Below are 23,744 nucleotides of genomic sequence, written 5' to 3'. Positions count from 1 at the left end.
TTGATGGCAGGAACTGACATCGATGCGGGTCGCGTGCGATCCGCTCAGTTTGGAGCTCTCCCATGCGAATCTTCGTGACCGGTGCGTCGGGCTGGATCGGTTCCGCCGTCGTTCCCGAACTGATCGACGCGGGGCACACCGTGGTGGGCCTGGCCCGCTCCGAGGCCTCGGCGTCCGCGCTGACGGCGGCGGGGGCGGAGGTCGTCCGCGGCACCGTGGACGACCTGGACCTCCTGCGGGAGACGGCCGCCGCGTCGGACGGCGTGATCCACCTGGCGTTCAAGCACGACATCGCCTTCACCGGCGACTTCAAGGGCGCGGCGGAGGCGGACCGCAAGGCGGTGGACACCTTCGGCGACGTGCTCGCCGGCACCGACCGCCCGCTGGTCATCGCGTCCGGGGTGGCGGGCCTGGCCCCCGGCCGGGTGTCGACGGAACAGACGATGCCCGAGGTCGACGGCTCCCCCGTCTCCGAACGCGCGGCGACGTCGCTCGCGACCCTGGCCCTCGCCGAGCGCGGGGTGCGTTCGGTGGTGGTGCGCCTCGCCCCGACCGTCCACGGCGACGGCGACAACGGTTTCATCGCCTCCGTGGTGGCCGTCGCGCGCGACAAGGGCGTCTCCGGCTACATCGGCGACGGCACCAACCGCTGGCCGGCGGTCCACCGCCTGGACGCGGCCCGCCTCTTCCGCCTCGCGGTCGAGCAGGCACCGGCGGGCTCGGTGCTGCACGGCACCGCGGAGGAGGGCGTGGAACTGCGCGAGGTGGCGAAGGTGATCGGCGAGGGCCTGGACGTCCCGGTCGAGTCGATCGCCCCGGAGTCCGCCCCGGCCCACTTCACCTGGCTCGCGGCCTTCCTCGCGATGGACGCCCCGACGTCGAGCACCCACACCCAGCACCTCCTCAACTGGACGCCGACGCATCCGACGCTGCTGGAGGACCTGGGCAAGGGGTACTACTTCGCCCCGGGCGCGACCGGGGCCTGACGAGCGGCGCGCCGGGGCCGGCCGCGCGGCAGCGGCCAGGCCCCGGCGGCCTCCGTGCGGGGACGATCAGAGATGCCGCCCGGCCACCTCGACGAACCGGGCGACGCCGTCGCGCGTCCGCACCCTGACCTCGTCCAGATCCTGCCGGTGGACGGCTTTGCCCAGTGCGGTGACGTCGGCCAGTACGTCCGCCGAGAAGGTCCGGAAGGCTTCCCCGTCGGCCAGCATCTGCACGCGAAACAGCGCCTCTTGGGCCGCGGACCGCAGATCGTACGCGCGTATCCGCACGGCGTCGGGATCCTCGGGCGGCGGCTCCTCGTTCTCGCAGAACCACAGATGCACCAGGCACCGGCGGTAGTTGACGAGGGCCCCGGCATAGGCGGAACAGGCGTCGAGCCGCTCCTGCCGCAACCGCTCCCGCGTACCGAGCCGATGCCCCCGCTCAAGGGCGCGCTGCTGAAAGGCCAGGGTGACCCCGGACCCGAGAAGCGTCCCGAGAACGGCGACAGCACTGGCAACGATGCTCTCCACTCCCCAACTTGACCATGCAGCACGGGAGTTCACAGGGCTGTTGCCCCAACGAGGGCCGGGCCCGCGAAGATCCTGTCGGCCGATGGCCACGCGGCACGGAAGGAAACCGCGCAACGACTCCGGCACGATGGTCAGGTGGTTGATCCGGAGCGCATCGCAGAGATCGTGGCGTACTACAGGGCACTCGACGAGAGCGCCACCCTGCGGCATCACTTCCGCCACGCCGACGAGGAAGGCGGCCTCTGGTACGTCGAGGCCGTACCCGACCGCGGCGAATTGATCGTCCTCAAACAGGCCGAGCTGACCGCGACCGGCCGACTGCACCGGTACAGCTGGGAGCACATGGAGGACCGGCACGGCGGCCTGACCGACCAGGCGATCGACCCGGAACAGGATCCGCTGGAGGCCATCCCGGCTGAGGAGTTCCAACGCGTATGGACTCGCTGACCCCGCTGGATGCCACCTCGGGAAATCAGCGCCGGCCGAGCTTTGACACCTGCCCAGCCCCCGAGGCGAGCACATGCCTCGGGGGCTGAACAGTCTCCTCCCGCGTCCCGTGCTCAACCGCCGCAGCGCCCCCGCAGGCGAATCCGGCCCGAGGCCCATTCGGGCGCCACGACCATGTACGGCATCCTCGGCACGCCGGGACAAAAACAAGAAGACCACCTAGGAACGTTCCTAGGTGGTCCACCTGCTGTTTTGGCTGTCGGGGTGGCGGGATTTGAACCCACGACCTCTTCGTCCCGAACGAAGCGCGCTGCCAAGCTGCGCTACACCCCGATCGTCTCCGCTTGCGCGGCGACGTCGTTTACTTTAGCCCACCGGTGGCTAGAGACGAAATCCGGTTTTGCCGCGGCCGCGGAGCGGGCCCGGACGGGTGTGGTCGACGGCCACGAGGAGGACGGCCAGGGCGTAGAAGGCGAGGCCCAGGAGGAGGGAGTTCGCCAGCACGCTCTTGTATCCGTGCAGGTCCACGTCGAGGAACGGGTAGAGGTAGCGCCCCGGCGTGCCCGGGTCGATCAGCTCGCCCCGGGTGAAGGAGAAGGCCAGGTAGGCCATCGGGTACAGCAGCCACGTGCTGGCCTGGCGCAGGCGCATGCGGCCCGGGGTGGTCAGCAGCAGCCAGTCCAGTGCCGCCGCGATCGGGGTCGCCGTGCACAGGACCTGTTCGGCCACCGACTGCCAGACCGTGTGCAGGTCCGCGTCGCTGGTCATCGTGTACGGCGTCGAGGCGTCCGCCAGCAGCATGTGGAAGACGAAGCCGCCGATGGCCACGTACAGCAGTGCCGCTCCCGTCACGCCGGCCGGCAGGGCCCGGCGGGCCGAGAAGGCTCTGCGGGCGGAGAGGGCGAGCACCACCGCCAGCAGGATGTTGCTCTGGACGGCGAAGTGGCTCAGAACCCTGGTCGGACTGCCGAGGGCCACCTCCACGGCGATCGCCGCGGCAGCCGCCAGGGCGATCAGCAGGCGGTACGTGGCGACCAGGGGGCGGTGGGCCGGAGCCATCACCGCCGACGCGGGGACGTGCGACGGCATCAGCACGGGCACGCCCGGAACCGGGGGGAGGTCCGGTATTTCCCGAGGTATTGGCGCGGTCATGCCCTCAAAGTAGGCAGAGCGGGCATGTCGGGCGATGCGGGCGGGCCGTACGGGTTACCCGGCCCGCACGGTGCGGGCAGCCCGGAGGGCGTGGCGGGCGGCACGCACGACGGTGCGCACGGCGATGCGCACGACGACGCGGATGCCCCGCGCCTCCCGGCCGCCGCGCCCCGCGCCCGTGGCAGCTGGCGCCCCCGCGCCGGGAAAGCCACCCCGCGCCAGCAGGACCCCCCCCGCCCGGAGGGCTACGCGCGCGTAGCCCCGTCCCGCGGGACCAGCGTCAGCAGCGTCGCCTCGGGCGGGCACGCGAAGCGGACGGGGGTGTAGCGGTTCGTGCCGCAGCCCGCCGAGACGTGCAGGTAGGCCGTGCGGCCCTCCGTCGTGTGGGTCGACAGGCCCTTCACGCGCTCCGGGTCCAGGTCGCAGTTGGTGACCAGCGCGCCGTAGAACGGGATGCAGAGCTGGCCGCCGTGCGTGTGACCGGCCAGGATCAGCGGGTAGCCGTCGGCCGTGAACGCGTCCAGGCTGCGGATGTACGGGGCGTGCACGACGCCCATCGAGAAGTCCGCGCCGCCCGAGGGGCCGCCCGCCACCTCGGGGTAGCGGTCGCGCTTGATGTGCGGGTCGTCCAGGCCTGTCAGCTCCACCGCGACGCCCTCGACCTTCAGGGTGCCGCGGGTGTTCGTCAGGTCGAGCCAGCCGGCCGCGTCGAAGCCGTCGCGCAGGCCCTCCCACGGGTTGTGCACCACGTTGCTCGCGGGCGCGTTGCCGTTCAGGCCGTGCTTGCCCTGCGTCTTCTCGATCAAGTACCGCGCGGGGTTGCGGAGTTTGGGCCCGTAGTAGTCGTTCGAGCCGAAGACGTACGCGCCCGGGAACTCCATCAGCGGGCCCAGCGCGTCCAGGACCTCGGGCACGCCCTCCGGGTCGGAGAGGTTGTCGCCGGTGTTGATGACGAAGTCGGGGCGCAGTCCCGCCAGCGAGCGCAGCCAGCGCTGCTTCTTGCGCTGGCCGCCGACCATGTGGATGTCGGAGACCTGGAGGACGCGCAGCGGGCGCATCCCGGCCGGCAGGACGGGCACGGTGACCCGTCGCAGGCGGAAGGAGCGGACCTCGAAGCCCGCGGAGTAGAGAAGACCGGCGGTCGCGACCGCCGTGATGCCCAGGGGAACTCCGTATCGCGCGCGCATGCCTCCATCGTGTCAGACCGTTGTGCGGGCCGGTCGTCCAGCCGTCTCGCACGCAGCTCGGCCCACGGTTCCCCCGCCCCGGAAATCTGCGGGCGTCCGCCCGCCCGTACCTGCGACAATCGGAGCATGACCACCCTCAAGTCCAAGCTCCAGGAAGACCTCAACTCCGCCATCAAGGAGCGTGACGAGCTGCGCTCCTCCACGCTTCGGCTGACCCTCTCCGCGATCACCAACGAGGAGGTCGCCGGCAAGCAGAAGCGCGAACTCTCCGACGACGAGGTGCTCAAGGTGATCACCAAGGAGGCGAAGAAGCGTCGTGAGGCCGCCGACGCCTTCGCCCAGGGCGGCCGTGCCGAGCAGGCGGAGCGCGAGAAGGCGGAGGGCGTGGTGCTCGCCGCCTACCTGCCGAAGCAGCTGTCCGACGAGGAGCTGGACGGGATCGTCGCGCAGGCCGTGCAGGAGGCCAGGGCCGCCGGGGCCGAGGGGCCGCGCGCCATCGGCCAGGTCATGAAGATCGTGAACCCGAAGGTCGCGGGCCAGGCCGAGGGCGGCCGGGTCGCCGCCGCGGTGAAGAAGCACCTCGCCGGCTGAGCGGTCGCGTCGCCAACCCCGGTTGTCCGCGGGTTGGTTGAGGCAGTTGCTGCAGAACGCGCTCTGTCCCCGCCCGAGTCGGGCGGGGACAGAGCGCGTTCGTCATTCGTGACGGGACGTCAGGTCGGCGTCAGTTGCGGCGGCCCCCGTTGCCGTTGCCGCCGTTCTCCTGGCCCTCGAAGAGGCCCGTCGGGAAGGAGTACGTGGGCTCGGGGGAGGTGGAGCCGTCCGTGCCGCCAGTGGTCAGGCCGGCGAAGAGGCCACCGGTGTTGTCACCGTTGTTGCCGTCGTCGCCACCGTTCCCGTTGCCGTTCCCGTTGCCATTGCCGTTCCCGTTGCCGTTTCCGTTGCCCTTGTCGGGGTCCGGGATGTCGACGAGGTTGAAGGACGGCGAGTCCTTGCCGGCCAGGGCGCCGGTCATGGCGTCCTTCCAGATCGGGCCCGGGGTGTCGGCGCCGTAGACCTGCGCGTGGTAGACGCCACCGATGGTGATGCCCTCCATCGAGATGTTCTGCATGGCGCTGCCGACCCAGACCGCGCCCGAGAGGTTCGGGGTGTAGCCGACGAACCAGGCGTTCTTGCGCTCGTCCGTCGTACCCGTCTTACCGGCGTTGTCGCGGTCGGTGAGGCCGGCCTCCTGGCCCGTACCGGAGTCGACCACGCCCTTGAGGAGGCTGTTGACCGTGTCGGCGGTCTTCTCCGACATGGCCCGCGAGCAGGTCGACTTCGGGACCGCCAGCGACTTCTGCTTGTCGCCGACCTTCTGCGTGATCGAGTCGATGGCGATCGGCGTGCAGTACATGCCGCGCGAGGCGAAGGCCGCGTACGCGGTCGCCATGGTCAGCGGGGAGATGCCCTTCGAGCCCAGCGCGATGGCCGGGACCTCGGGGAGCTTGTCGCCGTTGCCCTGCACGACCCGCAGCTTGTTGGTCATGTTGACCACGGGGCACAGGCCGATGTCCGAGATCATCTGCACGAAGTAGGTGTTGACCGACTTGGCCATCGCCTCCTTCAGCTCGTACGGGCCGTGCTCCGACTCGCTCTCGTTCTCGACCTTGGCCTTCTCCGTGTTGACCCACGGCTTGCTCCCGCACGTCTGGACCGGGCTCGGGTACTCCATCGAGTACGGCGAGGAGTACGACTGGTTCGGCGACTTGCCCTGCTCCAGCGCCGCCGCCGTCACGAACGGCTTGAACGTCGAGCCCGTCGGGAAGCCGTAGTTGGAGCCGCCCATGTCGCTGCCGACCGCGTAGTTGATCTCGGTCTGGTTCTTGCCGTAGCCGTACGGCTTCGACTGGCCCATGCCCAGGATCTTGCCGGTGCCCGGCTCGACCAGGACGGCGGCCGCGGCCACCGAGTCCGTCTTGTAGACGTGCTTCTTCAGCGACGCCTGCACCGACGCCTGCGACTGCGGGTCGAGCGTCGTGTGGATCGTCAGGCCGCCCTGGTTCCAGATCTGCTGGCGCGTCTCGCGCGTCTTGCCGAACACCGGGTCGCTCAGGAACTCCGCCTCGATGTACTTGCAGAAGAAGCCGCCGCCCTGGACCGCCGTGATGCAGCCGTTCTTCGGCTCCGTCACCTTCAGGCCGAGCGGGGCCTTCATCGCCTTGTCGGCCTCGCCCTTCGAGATGTCCCCGACCTCGGCCATGCGCGCGAGGACGGTGTTGCGCCGCTTGGTGGCCTCCGCCTCGTCGTTGACCGGGTCGTAGCGGGTGGGCGACTGGACGATGCCGGCGAGCAGCGCCGACTCCTGGAGGTTCAGGTCCTTGGCGTGCTTGGAGAAGTACCGCTGGGAGGCGGCCTCGACGCCGTACGCCTGCTCGCCGAAGAACGTGATGTTGAGGTAGTTCTCCAGGATCTTCTTCTTGCCGAGCTCTTCCTCGACCTGGATCGCGTACTTCAGTTCCTTGATCTTGCGGCCGAGGGTCTGCTGTGTGGCCTGGGCGACCTTCGTCGGGTCGTCACCGGCCTCCTCGACGAAGACGTTCTTCACGTACTGCTGCGTCAGGGTCGAGGCACCCTGGGCGACTCCGCCGCTCTGCGCGTTCTGGTTCACCGCGCGCAGGACGCCCTTGAGGTCGATCGCGCCGTGCTGGTAGAAGCGCGAGTCCTCGATCGCGACGATCGCCTTCTGCATGTAGGGCGAGATGCTCTTGAGGTCGACCACCGTGCGGTCGCGCGAGTAGACCTGCGCGATCTGGCCGCCCTCGTTGTCCAGGATGGTGGTGCGCTGGCTCAGCGGCGGGGTCTTGAGGTTCGCCGGGATCTCGTCGAAGCCCTCCACCGAACCCTTGGCCGCGAGACCGAGCGCCCCCGCCGCCGGTAGCGCGATGCCGGCCATGACGGCACCCGCGAGCACACTGACACCGAGGAACTTGGCGGCCTGCTGCGTGAGGGACAGCCCGCCGCCCGAGCGCTTCATTGGCATGGGGGCAGCCTACGTTCTCATTCGCCGGACACACGTATATGCCTTGGCCTAAGCTGCTCCCAACTGTCACAGCAGGCCGACTGTGTATCAAGACGTCCGACGACCCCGAATCGTTCCGGACGTCCTCGCAGGACCTCCGACCCGGCACGGACCGCACGTCGGTCGCATGCGCACCGGGTGCGGACCGGACGCCGAGCAGGTGTCCGAAACCGCCTCGTGCGTCACCGGGTGTCCGATGTGATCCCGCCGTACTGTCCCGCTTCGCCGGGATGGTCGCGCATGTCGCCAGGTCACTCCCCCGGGTGATCTGCCGCTTACCCATAGTCCGTTCGGGCCATTCAAGATTGGGCCCGAAGGGGGTGTTGCGCTGTCGCCACCTTCCGTAACGTCCTCAACTGGCGGCGGTGAATATGCCGCTGCCGCCGTGGGGGAGCCTCGATTCGGGAGAGGACGGCGCCGGTATGGGCTGGGTTACCGACTGGAGTGCGCAGGCGGCCTGCCGCACTACCGATCCGGATGAACTGTTCGTTCAAGGAGCAGCACAGAACAGGGCCAAGGCAGTGTGCACCGGGTGTCCGGTACGCACGGAGTGCCTGGCGGACGCGCTCGACAACCGTGTCGAGTTCGGCGTATGGGGTGGCATGACAGAGCGGGAGCGCCGCGCACTGCTGCGCAGGCGGCCCACCGTCACCTCCTGGCGCCGTCTGCTGGAGACCGCTCGTACCGAGTACGAGCGCGGGGCCGGTCTGGTGCCCCTCGACGATGACGAGGTGTACGAGAACTTCGCGGCTGTCGGCTGAGTCCGACCGCCGGGGCGGCGGCCGTGGAGGCTGCCGGAGTGGCAGCCGTTGCGGCAGGGCCCAGGGTTCGGTCCGGGCTCTGCCGTGGCCGCGGCTCCGACATAGGGCCGCGGCTCTGACTGGGCTGCGTGGCACGGCAGTTGGGTCGCTTGTGGGATACGGCGGCCAGGCCGGTCGGTCGTCCGGCTCGCTGTCCGGTTGCTGACCGGCCCCCGGGCCTCTGGCCGGCTTGGTTCCGCGGCTGCGCGCAGGGCTGCTGGTGCGGCCGCTTGTACGGCTGCGCTGTGCCCGCCGTCGGGCCGACCGGCTGCCGGCTGGACGGGCCATGGGCCTCCGGTCCGGTTCGCCGCCGGTGCGGCCCGTTGGTGGTCCGTCACGCCTCGGGGGTGGTGGCCGCCGTGTCCGGGAGTCCGGGGCGGGCCTCCGCGAGGCGTTCGCCGATGGTCCGCAGACCCGCGAGGTCGTGGACGTCGCCGGGCAGCGCGGCCACTTCGGTCACCGCCACTTCGGGGTGGCGTGCGGTGAAGCGGTCGCGCGTGCGCTGCTCGCGGGACAGGAGTCGCATCCGTTCCGCGTGCAGTCTCAGCAGACCTGCCGTGAGGTGTTCCACGCTCCGGTCGCCGGCGGGGGAGCCTGATCCGGGCGTGGTCGTCGGTGAACTGCCGTACGTGTCGGGAGAGTTACGAAGTAGTGCCTTCCCGGACGGCTGATCGACAATGCCGGGCTCTTCAAGATTTTCCGGCGTGTCGCCCGCACCGTCGTCGGGCTCCTCGTCCGGCTGGTCGAGGTTCTCCGCAGCGGCGAGCGCCCGCTCGGCCGACAGGTGCGCGGCCCCGCTGCCGTGCACGCGGTTGAGGACCAGGCCGGCGAACGGCATGCCCTCCGCCGCGAGCCGCTCCACGAAGTAGGCCGCCTCGCGCAGTGCGTCCCGCTCCGGGGCGGCGACCACGAGGAACGCGGTGCCGGGAGCCTGGAGCAGCTTGTACGTCGCGTCCGCGCGCTTGCGGAAGCCGCCGAACGTGGTGTCCATCGCGGCGACGAACGTCTGCACGTCCTTGAGGAGTTGACCGCCCAGCAGCTTGCCGAGCGCGCCGGTCATCATCGACATCCCGACGTTCAGGAACTTCATCCCGGCACGGCCGCCGAGCTTCGCGGGCGCGGTCAGCATGCGGATCAGCCGCCCGTCCAGGAACGAGCCCAGCCGCTTCGGCGCGTCCAGGAAGTCCAGCGCCGAACGCGACGGCGGGGTGTCCACGACGATCAGGTCCCACTCGTCGGTCGACCGGAGCTGGCCCAGCTTCTCCATCGCCATGTACTCCTGCGTGCCGGCGAAACCGGCGGAGAGCGACTGGTAGAAGGGGTTCGCCAGGATGGCCGCGGCCCGCTCCCGGTCCGCGTGCGCCTCGACGACCTCGTCGAAGGTGCGCTTCATGTCCAGCATCATGGCGTGCAGTTCGCCGTCGCCCTCGGTGCCCTTGACGCGGCGCGGGACGTTGTCGAGCGAGTCGATGCCCATCGACTGGGCCAGCCGCCGGGCCGGGTCGATGGTCAGCACGACGACCTTGCGGCCCCGCTCGGCCGCGCGCAGGCCCAGCGCCGCCGCGGTCGTGGTCTTGCCGACACCGCCCGAACCGCAGCACACCACGATGCGGGTGCCGGGGTCGTCGAGCAGGGGGTCGACGTCGAGCACGCGCGCGGCGGCCAGGGGGTGGGCGGACTCCCGCTCCGCCGCCGCGGGGCGCGCTGCCTGGTCCGGGTCCGGGCTCATGAAATCCCCTGCTTCCGCAGCCGTGTGGCCAGTCCGTACAGACCCGCCAGGTCCATCCCCTCGGTGAGCAACGGCAGTTCGTGCATGGGCAGGCCCAACTCGCCGAGAACTCCGCGCTGTTCCTGTTCCAGGGTGTACCGCGCCGTGTACTCGTCGGCCTGCCGCAGGAGCGGGTCCACGAGCCGCTCCGCGTGGCCGCCGCGCCGCGCCCCGCCGAGTCCGGCGGCGGACAGCGTCCGGGCCACGGCCGTACGCGGGACGTCCCGTACGAGTTCCAGGTCGTCGGCGTCCAACACCTGCGGGCGCACCATGTTCACGATGACGCGGCCGACCTGGAGGCGGGCCGAGCGCAGTTCGGCGATGCCGTCGGCGGTCTCCTGGACCGGCATCTCCTCCAGCAGCGTCACCAGGTGCACGGCGGTGCCCGACGACTTCAGCACGCGCATGACGGCCTGGGCCTGATTGTGTATCGGGCCGATCTTCGCGAGGCCCGCGACCTCGTCGTTGACGTTGAGGAAGCGGGTGATGCGGCCGGTGGGCGGGGCGTCCATCACCACGTAGTCGTAGGCGAAGCGGCCCGCCCGGTCCTTGCGGCGCACGGCCTCGCACGCCTTGCCGGTGAGCAGGACGTCCCGCAGTCCCGGCGCGATCGTGGTGGCGAAGTCGATCGCGCCCAGTTTCTTCAGCGCCCGGCCGGCGCTGCCCAGCTTGTAGAACATCTGGAGGTAGTCCAGAAGGGCCAGTTCGGGATCGATGGCCAGCGCGTACACCTCGCCGCCGCCCGGTGCGACGGCGATCTTCCGTTCCTCGTAGGGCAACGCCTCCGTCTCGAAAAGCTGTGCGATGCCCTGCCGGCCCTCGACCTCGACGAGAAGCGTCCGCTTCCCCTCGGTCGCGAGAGCGAGCGCGAGCGCTGCGGCGACCGTGGTCTTTCCGGTCCCGCCCTTGCCGCTGACGACCTGGAGCCTGCTCACGTCTTCGAGCCTAACCAGTCGGCGCCCGGCCTACGCGGGAGGCTGTGGATAACAGCGGATACAGTCGGCCGCATGACCAAGTGGGAATACGCGACCGTGCCTCTGCTCGTCCATGCGACCAAGCAGATTCTGGACACCTGGGGCGAGGACGGCTGGGAGCTCGTCCAGGTGGTTCCGGGACCGAACAACCCCGAGCAGATGGTGGCCTACCTGAAGCGCGAGAGGCAGGCGTGAGCGCCGTCGAGTCGCGTCTGGCCGAACTCGGCCTGACGCTCCCGGACGTCGTCCCGCCGCTCGCCGCCTACCAGCCCGCCGTGCTGTCCGGCAGGTACGTCTACACCGCCGGCCAGCTTCCCCTGGTCGAGGGGCACCTCCCGCTCAGCGGCAAGGTGGGCGGGGAGGTCACGGCCGAGGAGGCGAAGGAACTCGCCCGTACGTGCGCGTTGAACGCGCTGGCCGCCGTGAAGTCCGTCGTGGGCGACCTCGACCGCATCGCGCGCGTGGTGAAGGTCGTCGGCTTCGTCGCCTCGGCGTCCGACTTCACGGGCCAGCCCGGTGTCGTCAACGGCGCGAGCGAGCTGCTCGGTGACGTTCTCGGCGACAAGGGCGTGCACGCCCGCAGCGCGGTCGGCGTGGCGGTGCTGCCGCTGGACGCGCCCGTCGAGGTCGAGATCCAGGTGGAGCTGACGGACGCGTAGGGCGTTCCGCCGGCCGCGCCCGCCCGCCGCTTCCGCCTGCCGCGTCCTCGCACCGGCCCGCGCACCGGCCCGCGTCCGCCGCACGCCGGTGCTGCGGGCGGGGCGGGGCCGGGGCCGGGCCGGGTGCCCGCGCCGGACTCCGCGCGCGCTCCGGGGCGGTCTCCGCGTCGGGTCCGGGCCTGTCTCGCGTCGGCTCCGGGCCGGTGTCCTGTCCGGCGTCTGTCCCGGCCGGTTTCTGATCGGTTCCGTCGGCAGGGCGCGGCGCTGCCCGGTGCGGTGCTCCGGCCCTCGGCTGCGTCCCGTCCGTACCGGTCACCGGGGTGCGTGCGCGTCCCGGTGGCCACTCGAACATCTCGAACATCAGCGCGGTACGGGATAGCCTCCGCCCATGGCGAATGGGCAGTGGTATCCCCCGGAATGGCCCGACCGCATCCGCGCGCTCGCCGACGGAAGCCTCACGCCGGTCGTCCCGAAGCGTGCGTCGACCGTCATGCTGCTGCGGGACGGCGCGGACGGCCCGTCCGTCCACATGCTGCGCAGACGCGCCTCCATGGCCTTCGCCGGAGGCGCGTACGCGTATCCCGGGGGCGGGGTCGACCCCCGCGACGACGACCGCGGCATCCGCTGGGCGGGTCCCACGCGCGCGTGGTGGGCAGAACGGCTCGGTGTGGACGCCGCGACCGCGCAGGCCGTCGTGTGCGCGGCGGTGCGGGAGACGTTCGAGGAGGCGGGCGTCCTGCTCGCCGGGCCCACCCCCGACACCGTCACCGGGGACACCACGGGCGCCGACTGGGAGGCCGACCGCGCCGCCCTGGCCGCGCACGAGCTGTCGTTCGCCGAGTTCCTCGAACGGCGCGGACTCGTCCTGCGCTCCGACCTGCTGGGTGCCTGGACGCGGTGGATCACCCCCGAGTTCGAACCCCGCCGGTACGACACGTGGTTCTTCGTCGCCGCGCTGCCCGCGGGCCAGCGCACCCGCAACACGTCCACCGAGGCCGACCGCACGGTGTGGGTCCCGCCCGCGCGGGCCGCCTCGGGGTACGACCGCGGAGAGCTGCTGATGATGCCGCCCACCATCGCCACCCTGCGCCAGCTCGTCCCGTACGCGACGGCCGCCGACGCGCTCGCCGCTGCCGCCGGCCGGGACCTGACGCCGGTGATCGCCCGCGCCCGGCTGGTCGACGGCGACGTGGTGCTGACGTGGCCGGGGCACGACGAGTTCACCCTGTTCGTGCCCCCGGGTCCGGCCGTTCCGGAGGGGTCCTCGTGACCGGCCGGCCGCCCGCCCGTGCGGCCGGCGGGCCCGTCGTCACGTCCCGCTCGCTCACCGCGCTCATAGGGAAAGGTTTCTTCGCATGACGGACGCAGCAGCCCCGCCCGGCCGGCCGCGTGGCGAGGTCCTGTCGGGACCCGCCACCGCGCGGGCCGTCAACGTCCTGGCGCCGAACCCGTCCCCGATGACCCTGGACGGCACGAACACCTGGATCCTGTCCGAGCCGGGGTCCGGCCTGGCGGTCGTCGTCGACCCGGGGCCACTGGACGAGGGGCACCTGCGGAACGTCGTGGAGACCGCGGAGAAGGCCGGCAAGCGCATAGCGCTCACCCTCCTCACCCACGGCCACCCGGACCACGCGGAGGCCGCCTCCCGCTTCGCCGAGCTGACGAGGACGCCGGTGCGCGCGCTGGACCCCGCACTGCGGCTCGGCGACGAGGGCCTCGGCGCCGGTGACGTCGTCGACGTGGGCGGCCTGGAACTGCGCGTCGTGTCCACCCCGGGTCACACCTCGGACTCGCTGTCCTTCCATCTCCCGGCCGACGGCGCCGTGCTCACCGGCGACACGGTCCTCGGGCGGGGCACCTCCGTCGTGGCGCATCCCGACGGGCGGCTCGGCGACTACCTGGACTCGCTGCGCCGGCTGCGCTCCCTGAGCGTCGACGACGGCGTGCACACGGTGCTGCCGGGCCACGGACCGGTCCTGGAGGACGCGCAGGGCGTCGTCGAGTTCTACCTCGCCCACCGGGCCGGCCGGCTCGCCCAGGTCGAGACCGCCGTCGAGGACGGCCACCGCACCGCTCCCGAGGTCGTCGCGCACGTGTACGCGGACGTGGACCGCGCGCTGTGGCCCGCCGCCGAGCTGTCCGTGCTGGCGCAGCTCGACTACCTGCACGAGCACGGGCTGATCCTGCCGGAGTCGCGGGGGCTGTAGCCGCCCCGGGCCACCTCGCGCCCGCCGCGCGGCGCCCTGCCGGAGGGCGTCACCCCGGCTGCGGGCGCTCCGCCGGGACGCCGTGCACGCGCGCGTACTCGGCGGCCAGCCAGGGGCCCACGTCGTCCACGTACGACCGCAGTACCGCGGGATCGCCGACCGGCTCGTACCCGTACTCGGCCGCCGCGCGCACCTGGGTGGCGCGGCCCGGGTGCCCGTCGCCCGTCGCGCGTACCGGGTCTGGGTCCGGGTCCGGGTCCGGGTAGTACGTCGCGAAGGCGGCCGCCATCTCGCGCAGGTCGCTCGTCCAGCCGTTCCAGCGCGGCATCACGAGGGTGAACGCGGTGCGCACCAGGTGGCGCGACATGTACCGCACGAGGGGCCTGCGGGCGGCCTCGGAGTCCTCGGCGGCGGCGATGCGTTCACGCCAGCGCCCGAGGTGGGCCGCGAGGTCGCCGTTGGTCTCCCGGGCGAGCAGGGTGGTCGGGCGGTAGCGCGGCAGGTGGACGGCGAGATCCTCACCGAGCAGCGGCGTGCACAGGCAGGCCACGAACCACCCCAGGTCGTACCGTTCCGGCTCGCTCAGCACCTGCTCACGGCCCACGACCAGCGTGCCCACGCCGTCGATCTCGGGGAACGCGGCGTCCAGCTCGGCGTCGAGGGCGCGGGACGCGGCCATGTCGGCCGGCTGCGGCCTGTCCCGCAGAGCGATCAGCAGGTCCAGGTCGCTGCGCCCCACGCGCGCGGTGCCGCGCGGCACGGAGCCGTACAGGTACGCGCTGTGCAGCCGTCGCCCGAACACGGCGGGCAGCCGGTCACGCGCGGCGGCCACCACGGGCGCGAACGCGGCCGGGACGCGGGCGAGGGACCCCTCGCGCGCGATGTGGCCGTCCGCGTCGAGCCCGGGACGCGACGGACGCGATTCGGGGCGGGACCGGTGGTCCGGTCGGTGGTCCGGGCCGTCCCGGTGGTCCGTGTCGCGCATGGGGGCACTGTGCCCCGGCCCCGTCGTCAACCGCCAGCGGATTGATCCCCGGAGGGGCCCCGCGCGGCACGGGCACGGGTACGGGCACGGGCTACAAGGCGTCCAGCGCCGGGAGCGCCGCGAGCGGGGGCGCAGTGGCCCGGGAACGGCGGTGGGCCCCCTTCGCCGTGAAGGGGGCCCACCTCGCGGTCTTCGGGGCGGTGTACGCCCTTGTACGCCCTGCCTAGCGGGAGCGCTTGGCGAGCCGCTCCACGTCCAGCAGGATCACCGCGCGGGCCTCCAGGCGGAGCCAGCCGCGCTGGGCGAAGTCGGCCAGTGCCTTGTTGACCGTCTCGCGGGAGGCGCCGACGAGCTGCGCCAGTTCCTCCTGCGTCAGGTCGTGCACGACGTGGATGCCCTCCTCGGACTGCACGCCGAAGCGGCGCGACAGGTCCAGCAGAGCGCGTGCCACGCGCCCGGGGACGTCCGAGAAGACCAGGTCCGACATCGCGTCGTTGGTCCTGCGCAGGCGGCGGGCGACGGCACGCAGCAGCGCGGAGGCCACCTCGGGCCGGACGCTCAGCCAGGGCTGGAGGTCGCCGTGGCCCAGGCCGAGCAGCTTGACCTCGGTGAGCGCGCTGGCGGTCGCCGTGCGCGGGCCCGGGTCGAACAGCGACAGCTCGCCGATCAGTTCGCCGGGGCCAAGGACGGCGAGCATGTTCTCGCGTCCGTCGGGGGATGTGCGGTGCAGCTTGACCTTGCCCTCGGTGACCACGTAGAGCCGGTCGCCGGGGTCGCCCTCGTGGAAGAGGGAGTCGCCGCGAGCGAGGGTCACCTCACTCATGGAGGCGCGGAGCTCCGCGGCCTGCTCGTCATCGAGCGCCGCGAAGAGCGGGGCGCGCCGCAGAACGTCGTCCACGAGTTCTCTCCTTGTCGACCTGCTCAGAGGATCTGTTCCCCCGTGTGTGCCAGGGGTCCGTGTTCCCCATTTTGCCGGACGGTCCAAACAGTGTGATCTGTCACAAGGATGCCGCACGGCTGTCCGGGGGTAAGCGGCAGGGGGCCAATCGGGGGCGGATCTTCGGGGTCCGGAGCGAATGTCGGTGCCGGGCCCTAGGCTGGCCGGGTGTGCGAATCGCCGGTGGGAGCACAGGCCGAGGGGGTCGTCCGGGCGTCGGAGCGCGGCGATTGCGCCATGGGCGAACAGAGCGCGAACGGTGAAAAAAGTGACGAATACGGCAAAGGGGCCATCGGTGAAGAAGACGGCCGCCAAGAAGGTCGCGTCGGACGCGCCGGAAGCGTCTGAGGCGGGCTCCGGAGGCTCCGCGAAGAAGGTGCCCGGCCGGAAGGTCGCCGCCCAGAAGGCGCCCGCGAAGACCGTCGTGGCCAGGGAGTCGCCTCCCGCCGGAACGGCTTCCGCGAAGACCGCCGCGAAGAAGGCCGTTGCGAAGAAGGCGGCCGTGAAGAAGACCGCCGCGAAGAAGACCGCCACCGCGGAGGCTCCCGCGAAGAAGGTGCCGGCCAAGAAGGCCCCTGCCACGAAGACGGCCGCCAAGAAGCCGGCCGCCAAGAAGACGGTCACGAAGAAGGCCACCGCGAAGAAGCCGGCCACCGGTGCCGCCGCCTCGGCCGCCGCCGCGGTGGACCCCTCCACCGAGTCGCACACCGCCCTCGTCCGCCGGGCCCGCCGCATCGACCGCGAGCTCGCCGAGGTCTATCCGTACGCGCACCCGGAGTTGGACTTCGAGAACCCCTTCCAACTCCTGGTCGCCACCGTCCTGTCGGCCCAGACCACCGACCTGAGGGTCAACCAGACGACCCCGGCGCTCTTCGCCAAGTACCCGACCCCGGAGGACCTGGCCGCCGCGCAGCCCGAGGAGGTCGAGGAGATCCTCCGGCCCACCGGGTTCTTCCGGGCGAAGACCCGTTCGGTCATGGGGCTGTCCAAGGCGCTGGCCGAGCAGTTCGGCGGCGAGGTGCCCGGCCGTCTCGAAGACCTGGTCAAGCTGCCCGGCGTGGGCCGCAAGACCGCCTTCGTCGTCCTGGGCAACGCCTTCGGCCAGCCTGGGATCACCGCGGACACGCACTTCCAGCGGCTGGTGCACCGGTGGAAGTGGACCGCGGAGAAGGAGGCCGACCGGATCGAGGCCGCCGTCGGCGAGCTGTTCCCGAAGAGCGAGTGGACGATGCTCTCGCACCACGTGATCTTCCACGGGCGCCGTATCTGCCACGCCCGCAAGCCCGCGTGCGGAGCGTGCCCGATCGCCCCGCTCTGCCCGGCGTACGGCGAGGGCGAGACCGACCCGGAGAAGGCGAAGAAGCTGCTCAAGTACGAGAAGGGCGGCTTCCCCGGCCAGCGCCTGAAGCCTCCGCAGTCGTACCTGGACGCGGGCGGCCGGCCGGCCCCGCCGCTGGGCGCCTGATGGGGGAACGATCGCCGCGCCACCGGGCGTTGAACGTGCGCGCACCCCGAATTCCGCGAGTGCCGGACGGCCCGGGATCACCAGGGCGCGCGGTGCGCGCAGCGCAGCAGGGACAGGCGGTACGGGCGGTACGGGCGGTACAGGCGGGTCCGGAAAGACGGACAGGGCGAGTGGAGCGAGGGGGGTGCGGGTGACGCACACGGACAGTTCGCGCGGCGGCCCCGGCCCCGCTCACGACACCGCCCGCGCTCTCCCCGTGGAGCTGACGACGGAAGGCCTGCCCGCCTGGCTTGACCCGGTCGTCCGCGCCGTCGGCACGGTCCGGCCGCACCAGCTCAGCCGCTTCCTCCCGCCGAAGGACGGCACCGGCCGGCAGTCGGCGGTGCTGATCCTCTTCGGCGAGGGCGAGCGCGGCCCCGAGCTGCTGCTGATGCAGCGCTCCAGCGCGCTCAGGTCGCACGCCGGCCAGCCCGCGTTCCCCGGCGGCTCCCTGGACCCCGAGGACGGCGACCCGCTGACGGACGGTCCGCTGCGCGCCGCGCTGCGCGAGGCCGAGGAGGAGACCGGGCTGGACCCGTCCGGTGTGCAGCTCTTCGGTGTGCTGCCCCGGCTCTACATCCCGGTGAGCAGTTTCGTCGTCACCCCCGTCCTCGGCTGGTGGCGCGAGCCGAGCCCGGTCGACGTCGTCGACTTCGCGGAGACGGCCCGGGTCTTCAAGGTGCCCGTGGTGGATCTCACGGATCCCGCGCACCGGGCCACCACGGTCCACCCCAGCGGCCACCGCGGCCCGGCATTCCTGGTCGAATCCACCCTGGTGTGGGGTTTCACGGCCGGAATCATCGACCGGCTGCTGCACTACGCGGGCTGGGAGCGGCCCTGGGACAGGGAGAAGCAGGTCCCGCTTGATCGATGGTCGTGACAGGGTGGCACCCGTGCCGTGTTCTCCGGGCCGTCCGGGGGCCGTTCGGGTCGTTCCGGCAGGACGCCGTCCCGGACCCCGCCGCCGTCCCGGGCCACGACCGCGGCCGAGGTGTGCTGACCGGAACGTGACGAGGCGGGGCTTGAAGCGGTGAACGTGCTGGACATCCTGTTGCTGGTCGCCGCCGTGTGGTTCGCGGTCGTGGGATACCGCCAGGGCTTCGTCGTCGGCATCCTGTCGGTGATCGGCTTCCTGGGCGGCGGACTGGTCGCCGTGTACGCGCTGCCCGTCATCTGGGACGCCATGACCGACAACTCCGAGGTCTCCACGACCGCCGCCGTCGTCGCGGTGATCGTCGTGATCGTGTGCGCCTCCGTCGGCCAGGCCCTGACCACCCACCTGGGCAACAAACTGCGCCGGTTCATCACCTGGTCGCCCGCTCGGGCCCTGGACGCCACCGGCGGGGCCCTGGTCAACGTCCTGGCCATGCTGCTCGTCGCGTGGCTGATCGGTTCCGCGCTCGCGGGCACCACGCTGCCGACCCTCGGCAAGGAGGTGCGCGGCTCCAAGGTGCTGCTCGGCGTGTCGCGGGCCCTGCCGGCGCAGGCCGACACCTGGTTCGCCGACTTCTCCTCGGTTCTCGCGCAGAACGGCTTCCCGCAGGTCTTCAGCCCGTTCTCCGACGAGCCGATCAAGGACGTCCAGCCGCCCGACCCCGCCCTCCAGGGCAGCGTCGTCGCCGCGCGCGCCCAGAAGTCGATCGTGAAGGTGGTGGGCACGGCCTCCGGCTGCAGCAAGGTGCTGGAGGGCAGTGGCTTCGTCTTCGGCGACCGCCGCGTCATGACCAACGCGCACGTGGTCGGCGGCGTCGACGAACCCACCGTGCAGATCGGCGGCAAGGGGCGGCTGTACGACGCGCGGGTCGTCCTCTACGACTGGCGGCGCGATATCGCCGTCCTCGACGTCCCGGACCTCAAGGCGCCCGCCCTCCGCTTCACCGCCGACGACGCGGCCAGCGGGGACGGCGCGATCGTCGCGGGCTTCCCGGAGAACGGCGCCTACGACGTCCGCTCCGCGCGCGTCCGCGGGCGCATCACCGCCACCGGCCCGGACATCTACCACCGCGGCACCGTCCGCCGTGACGTCTACTCGCTGTACGCCACGGTCCGGCAGGGCAACTCGGGCGGTCCGCTGCTCACGCCCCAGGGCCAGGTGTACGGCGTCGTGTTCGCGAAGTCGCTCGACGACGCGGACACCGGATACGCCCTGACCGCCGACGAGATCCAGCAGGACATCACCCAGGGCCGCACGGCGAACCAGCAGGTCGGGACCGACAACTGTGCTCTGTGACACGGGTGTTGGGGGCAGTGCGCCAACAAGCGTGCGAACAAACGCAGTTCGTTCCGGAACCTGGAGAGAGGGTCGACCCCACGGCGCCAACTGGGCGGGTTCGCGAGGCTGTTGATGCCGGACCCGGCCCGGGTCCGTGAACAGGCGGCGCCCGATCGTCAGTTGCGGGGATGGCGCAGCTTCACCGAGACCCAGCGGGCCCGGCGGCGCAGAATGTGCGGAATCCCCACTCGCAGGTCCGTGCCCGCCAGTCGCGGGGCTGCGCCCTGCCCGGCCGAGCTCAGGCCGCTCCCGGAGCGGCGGTTGCGTGCTGCGTCACTGTAGTCGTGCGTCCAGCCCATACCCCGACGTCTGCCCCCGCCCCAAGGTCGATAACCGCGTCCGAACCCCCTCAATTGGCCTATGCGCAGGGCATGTGGCCGTTCGTAGGACAGGTGTTCGCGTCCGGATATCGGACGCGAGGAGGGGGTGACGTTACGGAGGCGACCCGATCCGCACGGTCACCGGCGACCGCCGGGCCGCGCCTCTCCGGGCCACCCGGTGCAGCCCTGCGCGGCTCTCCCTCGCCCCGTGCCGCCCTCCGCCGCCCCGTACCGACCCGCCGCGTCCGCGTCGCCGTCGCCGACCGTGCCGCCCGCCGTGCTCAGCGGTCGGGCTCGGGGTCCTTGAGCCAGCTGATCAGTTCGGTGGAGAAGGCGACGGGGTCCTCCTCGTGCGGGAAGTGCCCGAGGCCGTCGAAGAGCCGCCAGCGATAGGGCGCCTCCACGTACTCGCCCGAACCCGCGGCGCTGCGCGTGCGCATGACCGGGTCGAGCGAACCGTGCAGATGCAGCGTGGGCACCCGCACCGGGAGCTTCATCCGGCGGTTGAACTGGATCCCGTCCGGCCGGGCCAGGGACCGCATCATCCAGCGGTACGGCTCGATCGAGCAGTGCGCCGTGGACGGGATGCACATCGCCCGGCGGTACATGTCCACGGCCTTGTCGTCGGGCAGTTGGGGCCCGGACCAGTCGCGGAGCAGCCGCCCGACCAGCGCGCCGTTGTCGGCGACCAGCCGGCGCTCGGGGACCCAGGGCCGCTGGAACCCCCAGATGTAGGAACTCGCCGCGCTCTGCCGCGCGTCGGCCAGCATCGCGGAGCGCCAGCGCCGCGGGTGCGGCATCGAGGACACCGCGAGCCGCCGCACGAGCTTGGGGCGCATCACCGCGGCCGTCCAGGCCAGGTAGCCGCCGAGGTCGTGGCCGACGAGCGCCGCGTCCGGTTCGCCGAGCGAGCGGATCACGCCGGTGACGTCGAGCGCGAGGTTCGCCGGGTCGTACCCGCGGGGGGTGCGGTCGCTGCCGCCCACACCCCGCAGGTCCATGGCCACCGCGCGGAACCCGGCCTCGGCCAGCGACTCCATCTGGTGCCGCCAGGTCCACCAGAACTGCGGGAAGCCGTGCAGCAGCAGCACCAGCGGCCCGTCACCCATCTCCGCGATGTGGAAGCGGGCACCGTTCGCCGCGACGTCCCGGTGGGTCCAGGGACCGTCGAGGCGTACGACCGAGGCGGGTTGCGCCGAAGGGGTGGCGGGATCCGTCATGAGGACGAGCGTGCCACAGCCTCGACGGCTTCGGGCGACCTGTCCGCGAGCGCCGGACGCGGGTGCGGCTTCGCGTTCTGCAGGACGACCGCGGTCTCCTTCACCGACGCGGCCACCTTCTGCGGGCCCCGGCCCTTCTTGGCCTTCTTCGCGAAGACGATGCCGACCAGCGCGAACAGCACCGCCACCAGCACGTTCGCCGCGAACGACAGCACGAAGCAGATCGCCATGTTCCAGTGGCTCCACGTCCGGATGCCGTACGCGAGCGCGAAGTTCAGCATCGGCAGCGAGAACACCAGGACGCCGGCCGCCAGCGTGAACGCGCCGCCACTGGTCGCACCGCGCTTGACGTCCTGCTTGAGCTGCGCCTTCGCCAGCGCGATCTCGTCGTGCACCAGCGCGGACATCTCGGTCGTCGCCGAGGCGAACAACTGGCCGATGCTGCGTTCGGCGCCGACCGGGCTGCCGTCGGGTGCGCTCATCGCGTTCTCCCTCTTCCGACCGGGTGGGTACGGTCTCGTCTGCTGCGTCTCTTCAACTACTGCTGTTACTACCTGTTACTACCGTGCTGTTACTACCGGTACGCCGGTGCGTCTTCGTCCGTGTGCGTACGGACTCGTCACATGTTCCGTCTCGTCAGATCATGCCGGACGGTGCTTCCCGGCGCCTGCCCCGCCCTTCACTTCGGCACGCCCGAGTCGCCCCGGACCCGCTCCGACGGCGGCCCGGCGGCGGTCCGGTGACGCCCCGTTCGCCCGTACGGCGGACCGCTCGCGGTGCTACGACGGGGGAGCCGACGGCGGTACCGCGGGCGGGGCGGACGGGGGGTCCCGGTGGTCGGGGCCGGCCGGGCCGGAGGCCGCGGAGGGGCGGGCGGCGGCGCGCTCGGCGCTCTGCCGCTCGGCGGTACGGCGGTGCTCCGCCGCACGGCTCTCGTACAGCTCCGCCATGCGCAGGTGGTACGCCGGGTTGTCCTCCTCGTAGATGTCCGGGACGCCGTCGTGGTCCTCGTCGCGCTCCTCGTTCTCGCACAGGCGGCGGTACTTGGCGTTCCGCATCTTCAGCAGCACCGTCGCCAGGATCGCCGCGATCAGCGAACCGACGAGGACGGCCGCCTTGACCTCGTCCGTCAGCACCACGTCGCCGTCGAACGCCAGCTCCCCGATCAGCAGGGAGACCGTGAAGCCGATGCCGGCCACCGACGCGACCGCGAACACGTCGGCCCACGCGAGGTCCTCGCTCAGCGAGGCCCGGGTGAAGCGGGCCGCCAGCCAGGTGCCGCCGAACACGCCCACCGTCTTGCCGACCACCAGGCCCAGCACCACACCCAGGGTCTCGGGCCGGGTGAAGACGTCGCCCAGCGCGTGCCCCGACAGCGGCACACCCGCGCTGAACAGGGCGAACACCGGGACGGCCAGCCCGGCCGACCACGGCCGCACCAGGTGTTCGATGTGCTCACCGGGGGAGTGCGCCTCCCCCTCGCGGCGGGTGCAGCGCAGCATCAGGCCCATCGCGACACCGGCGATGGTGGCGTGGATGCCGCTGTTGTACATCAGCGCCCAGATCACCAGGGCCAGCGGTACGTACACGTACCAGCCGCGCACGCCCTTGCGCAGCAGCAGCCAGAAGAGGACCAGGCCGGCGAATGCCCCGCCGAGCGCGGCGAAGTTCAGGGTGTCCGTGAAGAAGATCGCGATGATCAGGATCGCGAACAGGTCGTCCACGACCGCGAGGGTCAGCAGGAACGCGCGCAGCGCGCTGGGCAACGACGTGCCGACCACCGCGAGCACCGCCAGGGCGAACGCGATGTCGGTCGCCGCGGGTACCGCCCACCCGGCGAGCGAACCGCCGCCGAGCCCGGCGGTGAGGGAGTAGACGAGCGCGGGCACCGCCATGCCGCACAGCGCCGCCACCACGGGCAGCGCGGCGGCCCGGGGGTCGCGCAGGTCGCCGGCGACCAGTTCCCGCTTGAGTTCGACCCCGGCGACGAAGAAGAAGACGGCGAGCAGACCGTCCGCGGCCCAGTGCTCCACCGACAGGTCGAGGCCGAGGGCGGACGGGCCGAGGTGGTAGTGCCCGACGGTCTCGTAGGCGGAGCTGAGCGCGGGGACGTTCGCCCACACCAGCGCGGCGATCGCCGCGATCAGGAGCAGGACCCCGCCCACCGTCTCCGCGCGCAGGGCGTCCGCGACGGCGTTCCGTTCGGGCAGCGACAGGCGGCCGAGGAACCTGCGGACGGTCCCGTCGTCGGGGCCGCCGGGGATGTCGGGGCCGTCGGTGCCGGTCGTGCGGGGCGGTGCCACGGGAGAACCTCCGGGGGGCGAGGGGAGCAGGACGGGCGGGCAGGACGAACAGACCTGCCGACCAGACTTCCCGGCACACCCTCGGACCGCGCCTCGCGCCGGTCCGCCACGCCAGCCTATGTGAGAAGGACGAGTCGTTCGGCGGGCGGCGAACGCGGGAGGGCGCGCCGGACGGTGAACTTCACCGTCCGGCGCGCCCTCCCGCGACGACGCCGCGCGACCGCCTCCGGCCGCCGCTCCCGCTTGGAACTCCGTCAGACCGCCACGGGTTCGCGGGCGTCCGCGACGGTCCGCGGACGTCCGCGATCGGGCCTCGCCTCAGTCCTCGTTCGCCGAGGACGGCAGCTTGGCCTGGATGAGGTCCATGACGCCGGAGTCGGTGAGCGTGGTGACGTCGCCGAGCTGCCGGTTCTCCGCCACGTCGCGCAGCAGGC

The 23,744-nt window shown here is 71.9% G+C and carries 23 protein-coding genes and 1 tRNA gene; 11 read left to right on the top strand and 13 right to left on the bottom strand.

The window, feature by feature from the left end; translation table 11 throughout:
• The first annotated feature begins 62 nt into the window (after positions 1–62).
• Positions 63–986: an NAD-dependent epimerase/dehydratase family protein gene (locus tag ACFZA0_RS09425; protein ID WP_391013626.1), complete on the top strand. Its 924-nt coding sequence runs from the start codon at positions 63–65 to the stop codon at positions 984–986.
• A 66-nt stretch (positions 987–1,052) separates the two neighbouring features.
• On the opposite strand, the gene ACFZA0_RS09420 is transcribed toward ACFZA0_RS09425, so the two are convergent.
• On the bottom strand, positions 1,053–1,517 hold the full coding sequence (locus ACFZA0_RS09420; protein WP_391013624.1) for a hypothetical protein: 465 nt from the start codon (positions 1,515–1,517) through the stop codon (positions 1,053–1,055).
• A gap of 135 nt (positions 1,518–1,652) precedes the next feature.
• Here ACFZA0_RS09420 and ACFZA0_RS09415 point away from each other — a divergent pair, with 135 nt between their 5' ends.
• Positions 1,653–1,964, top strand: a complete 312-nt coding sequence (locus ACFZA0_RS09415) for a hypothetical protein (RefSeq protein ID WP_391013622.1) — start codon at positions 1,653–1,655, stop codon at positions 1,962–1,964.
• Between the two features lie 259 nt (positions 1,965–2,223).
• Here ACFZA0_RS09415 and ACFZA0_RS09410 read toward each other — a convergent pair.
• The 3 genes from ACFZA0_RS09410 to ACFZA0_RS09400 form a co-directional block, all read right to left on the bottom strand.
• Positions 2,224–2,297 (bottom strand) — tRNA-Pro (locus tag ACFZA0_RS09410).
• Between the two features lie 48 nt (positions 2,298–2,345).
• Entirely contained in the window at positions 2,346–3,116 is a 771-nt protein-coding gene (locus ACFZA0_RS09405) for a Pr6Pr family membrane protein (RefSeq protein WP_391013620.1), read from the bottom strand.
• 245 nt (positions 3,117–3,361) lie between these two features.
• Positions 3,362–4,303, bottom strand: coding sequence for a metallophosphoesterase (locus ACFZA0_RS09400; protein ID WP_391013618.1), 942 nt, complete (start codon positions 4,301–4,303; stop codon positions 3,362–3,364).
• 126 nt (positions 4,304–4,429) lie between these two features.
• On the opposite strand from ACFZA0_RS09400, the gene ACFZA0_RS09395 reads away from it, so the two are divergent.
• Positions 4,430–4,894 carry a GatB/YqeY domain-containing protein gene (locus tag ACFZA0_RS09395; protein ID WP_391013616.1) on the top strand — a complete coding sequence of 155 codons (465 nt, stop codon included), beginning with the start codon at positions 4,430–4,432 and terminating at the stop codon, positions 4,892–4,894.
• Between the two features lie 130 nt (positions 4,895–5,024).
• Here the strand turns inward: ACFZA0_RS09395 and ACFZA0_RS09390 are convergent, their stop codons facing one another.
• Positions 5,025–7,322, bottom strand: a complete 2,298-nt coding sequence (locus ACFZA0_RS09390) for a transglycosylase domain-containing protein (protein WP_391013614.1) — start codon at positions 7,320–7,322, stop codon at positions 5,025–5,027.
• A gap of 461 nt (positions 7,323–7,783) precedes the next feature.
• On the opposite strand from ACFZA0_RS09390, the gene wblA reads away from it, so the two are divergent.
• On the top strand, positions 7,784–8,122 hold the full coding sequence (wblA, locus tag ACFZA0_RS09385; RefSeq protein ID WP_391014411.1) for a transcriptional regulator WblA: 339 nt from the start codon (positions 7,784–7,786) through the stop codon (positions 8,120–8,122).
• Positions 8,123–8,495: 373 nt separating this feature from the next.
• On the opposite strand, the gene ACFZA0_RS09380 is transcribed toward wblA, so the two are convergent.
• Both ACFZA0_RS09380 and ACFZA0_RS09375 read right to left on the bottom strand, forming a co-directional pair.
• A complete protein-coding gene (locus tag ACFZA0_RS09380; RefSeq protein ID WP_391013612.1) occupies positions 8,496–9,890 on the bottom strand; it encodes an ArsA-related P-loop ATPase in 1,395 nt (464 codons plus the stop codon).
• On the bottom strand, positions 9,887–10,864 hold the full coding sequence (locus ACFZA0_RS09375; RefSeq protein WP_391013610.1) for an ArsA-related P-loop ATPase: 978 nt from the start codon (positions 10,862–10,864) through the stop codon (positions 9,887–9,889). The genes ACFZA0_RS09380 and ACFZA0_RS09375 overlap by 4 nt, the downstream gene beginning before the upstream one ends.
• Positions 10,865–10,936: 72 nt before the next feature.
• On the opposite strand from ACFZA0_RS09375, the gene ACFZA0_RS09370 reads away from it, so the two are divergent.
• The 4 genes from ACFZA0_RS09370 to ACFZA0_RS09355 all read left to right on the top strand — a co-directional run bounded on the left by ACFZA0_RS09370 (position 10,937) and on the right by ACFZA0_RS09355 (position 13,769).
• Positions 10,937–11,098, top strand: a complete 162-nt coding sequence (locus ACFZA0_RS09370; protein WP_391013609.1) for a DUF4177 domain-containing protein — start codon at positions 10,937–10,939, stop codon at positions 11,096–11,098.
• Positions 11,095–11,562 carry an Atu1372/SO_1960 family protein gene (locus ACFZA0_RS09365; RefSeq protein WP_391013607.1) on the top strand — a complete coding sequence of 156 codons (468 nt, stop codon included), beginning with the start codon at positions 11,095–11,097 and terminating at the stop codon, positions 11,560–11,562. Before ACFZA0_RS09370 ends, ACFZA0_RS09365 begins: the two co-directional genes overlap by 4 nt.
• A 388-nt stretch (positions 11,563–11,950) precedes the next feature.
• A complete protein-coding gene (locus tag ACFZA0_RS09360; protein ID WP_391013605.1) occupies positions 11,951–12,832 on the top strand; it encodes an NUDIX hydrolase in 882 nt (293 codons plus the stop codon).
• Positions 12,833–12,917: 85 nt separating this feature from the next.
• On the top strand, positions 12,918–13,769 hold the full coding sequence (locus ACFZA0_RS09355; protein WP_391013603.1) for an MBL fold metallo-hydrolase: 852 nt from the start codon (positions 12,918–12,920) through the stop codon (positions 13,767–13,769).
• 49 nt (positions 13,770–13,818) lie between these two features.
• Here the strand turns inward: ACFZA0_RS09355 and ACFZA0_RS09350 are convergent, their stop codons facing one another.
• Together ACFZA0_RS09350 and ACFZA0_RS09345 are read right to left on the bottom strand one after the other, a co-directional pair.
• On the bottom strand, positions 13,819–14,754 hold the full coding sequence (locus tag ACFZA0_RS09350; RefSeq protein WP_391013601.1) for a nucleotidyltransferase: 936 nt from the start codon (positions 14,752–14,754) through the stop codon (positions 13,819–13,821).
• A 223-nt stretch (positions 14,755–14,977) separates the two neighbouring features.
• On the bottom strand, positions 14,978–15,652 hold the full coding sequence (locus ACFZA0_RS09345; RefSeq protein ID WP_391013599.1) for a cyclic nucleotide-binding domain-containing protein: 675 nt from the start codon (positions 15,650–15,652) through the stop codon (positions 14,978–14,980).
• 307 nt (positions 15,653–15,959) lie between these two features.
• Here ACFZA0_RS09345 and nth point away from each other — a divergent pair, with 307 nt between their 5' ends.
• The 3 genes from nth (at position 15,960) to ACFZA0_RS09330 (ending at position 19,425) form a co-directional block, all read left to right on the top strand.
• The gene (gene nth / locus ACFZA0_RS09340) at positions 15,960–17,156 is read left to right on the top strand and encodes an endonuclease III (protein ID WP_391013597.1); all 1,197 of its coding nucleotides are present in this window, start codon (positions 15,960–15,962) and stop codon (positions 17,154–17,156) included.
• Between the two features lie 190 nt (positions 17,157–17,346).
• Positions 17,347–18,075: an NUDIX domain-containing protein gene (locus tag ACFZA0_RS09335; protein ID WP_391013595.1), complete on the top strand. Its 729-nt coding sequence runs from the start codon at positions 17,347–17,349 to the stop codon at positions 18,073–18,075.
• Positions 18,076–18,225: 150 nt separating this feature from the next.
• The gene (locus tag ACFZA0_RS09330; RefSeq protein ID WP_391013593.1) at positions 18,226–19,425 is read left to right on the top strand and encodes a MarP family serine protease; all 1,200 of its coding nucleotides are present in this window, start codon (positions 18,226–18,228) and stop codon (positions 19,423–19,425) included.
• Between the two features lie 158 nt (positions 19,426–19,583).
• Here ACFZA0_RS09330 and ACFZA0_RS09325 read toward each other — a convergent pair whose 3' ends face one another.
• The 4 genes from ACFZA0_RS09325 to nhaA form a co-directional block, all read right to left on the bottom strand.
• Positions 19,584–19,766, bottom strand: coding sequence for a hypothetical protein (locus ACFZA0_RS09325; RefSeq protein WP_391013591.1), 183 nt, complete (start codon positions 19,764–19,766; stop codon positions 19,584–19,586).
• A gap of 302 nt (positions 19,767–20,068) precedes the next feature.
• Positions 20,069–21,007, bottom strand: coding sequence for an alpha/beta fold hydrolase (locus ACFZA0_RS09320; protein WP_391013589.1), 939 nt, complete (start codon positions 21,005–21,007; stop codon positions 20,069–20,071).
• Complete coding sequence (locus ACFZA0_RS09315; protein WP_391013587.1) at positions 21,004–21,489, bottom strand: phage holin family protein; 486 nt, start codon at positions 21,487–21,489, stop codon at positions 21,004–21,006. Before ACFZA0_RS09315 ends, ACFZA0_RS09320 begins: the two co-directional genes overlap by 4 nt.
• Before the next feature lie 297 nt (positions 21,490–21,786).
• A complete protein-coding gene (gene nhaA / locus ACFZA0_RS09310; RefSeq protein WP_391014410.1) occupies positions 21,787–23,271 on the bottom strand; it encodes a Na+/H+ antiporter NhaA in 1,485 nt (494 codons plus the stop codon).
• Between the last annotated feature and the right edge of the window lie 473 nt (positions 23,272–23,744).

It is taken from the genome of Streptomyces sp. NPDC008150, assembly GCF_042956945.1.
Taxonomy (GTDB): domain Bacteria; phylum Actinomycetota; class Actinomycetes; order Streptomycetales; family Streptomycetaceae; genus Streptomyces.
The sequence above is the reverse complement of the archived record's forward strand: the minus strand, read 5'-3'. Positions and strand labels throughout refer to the sequence as shown.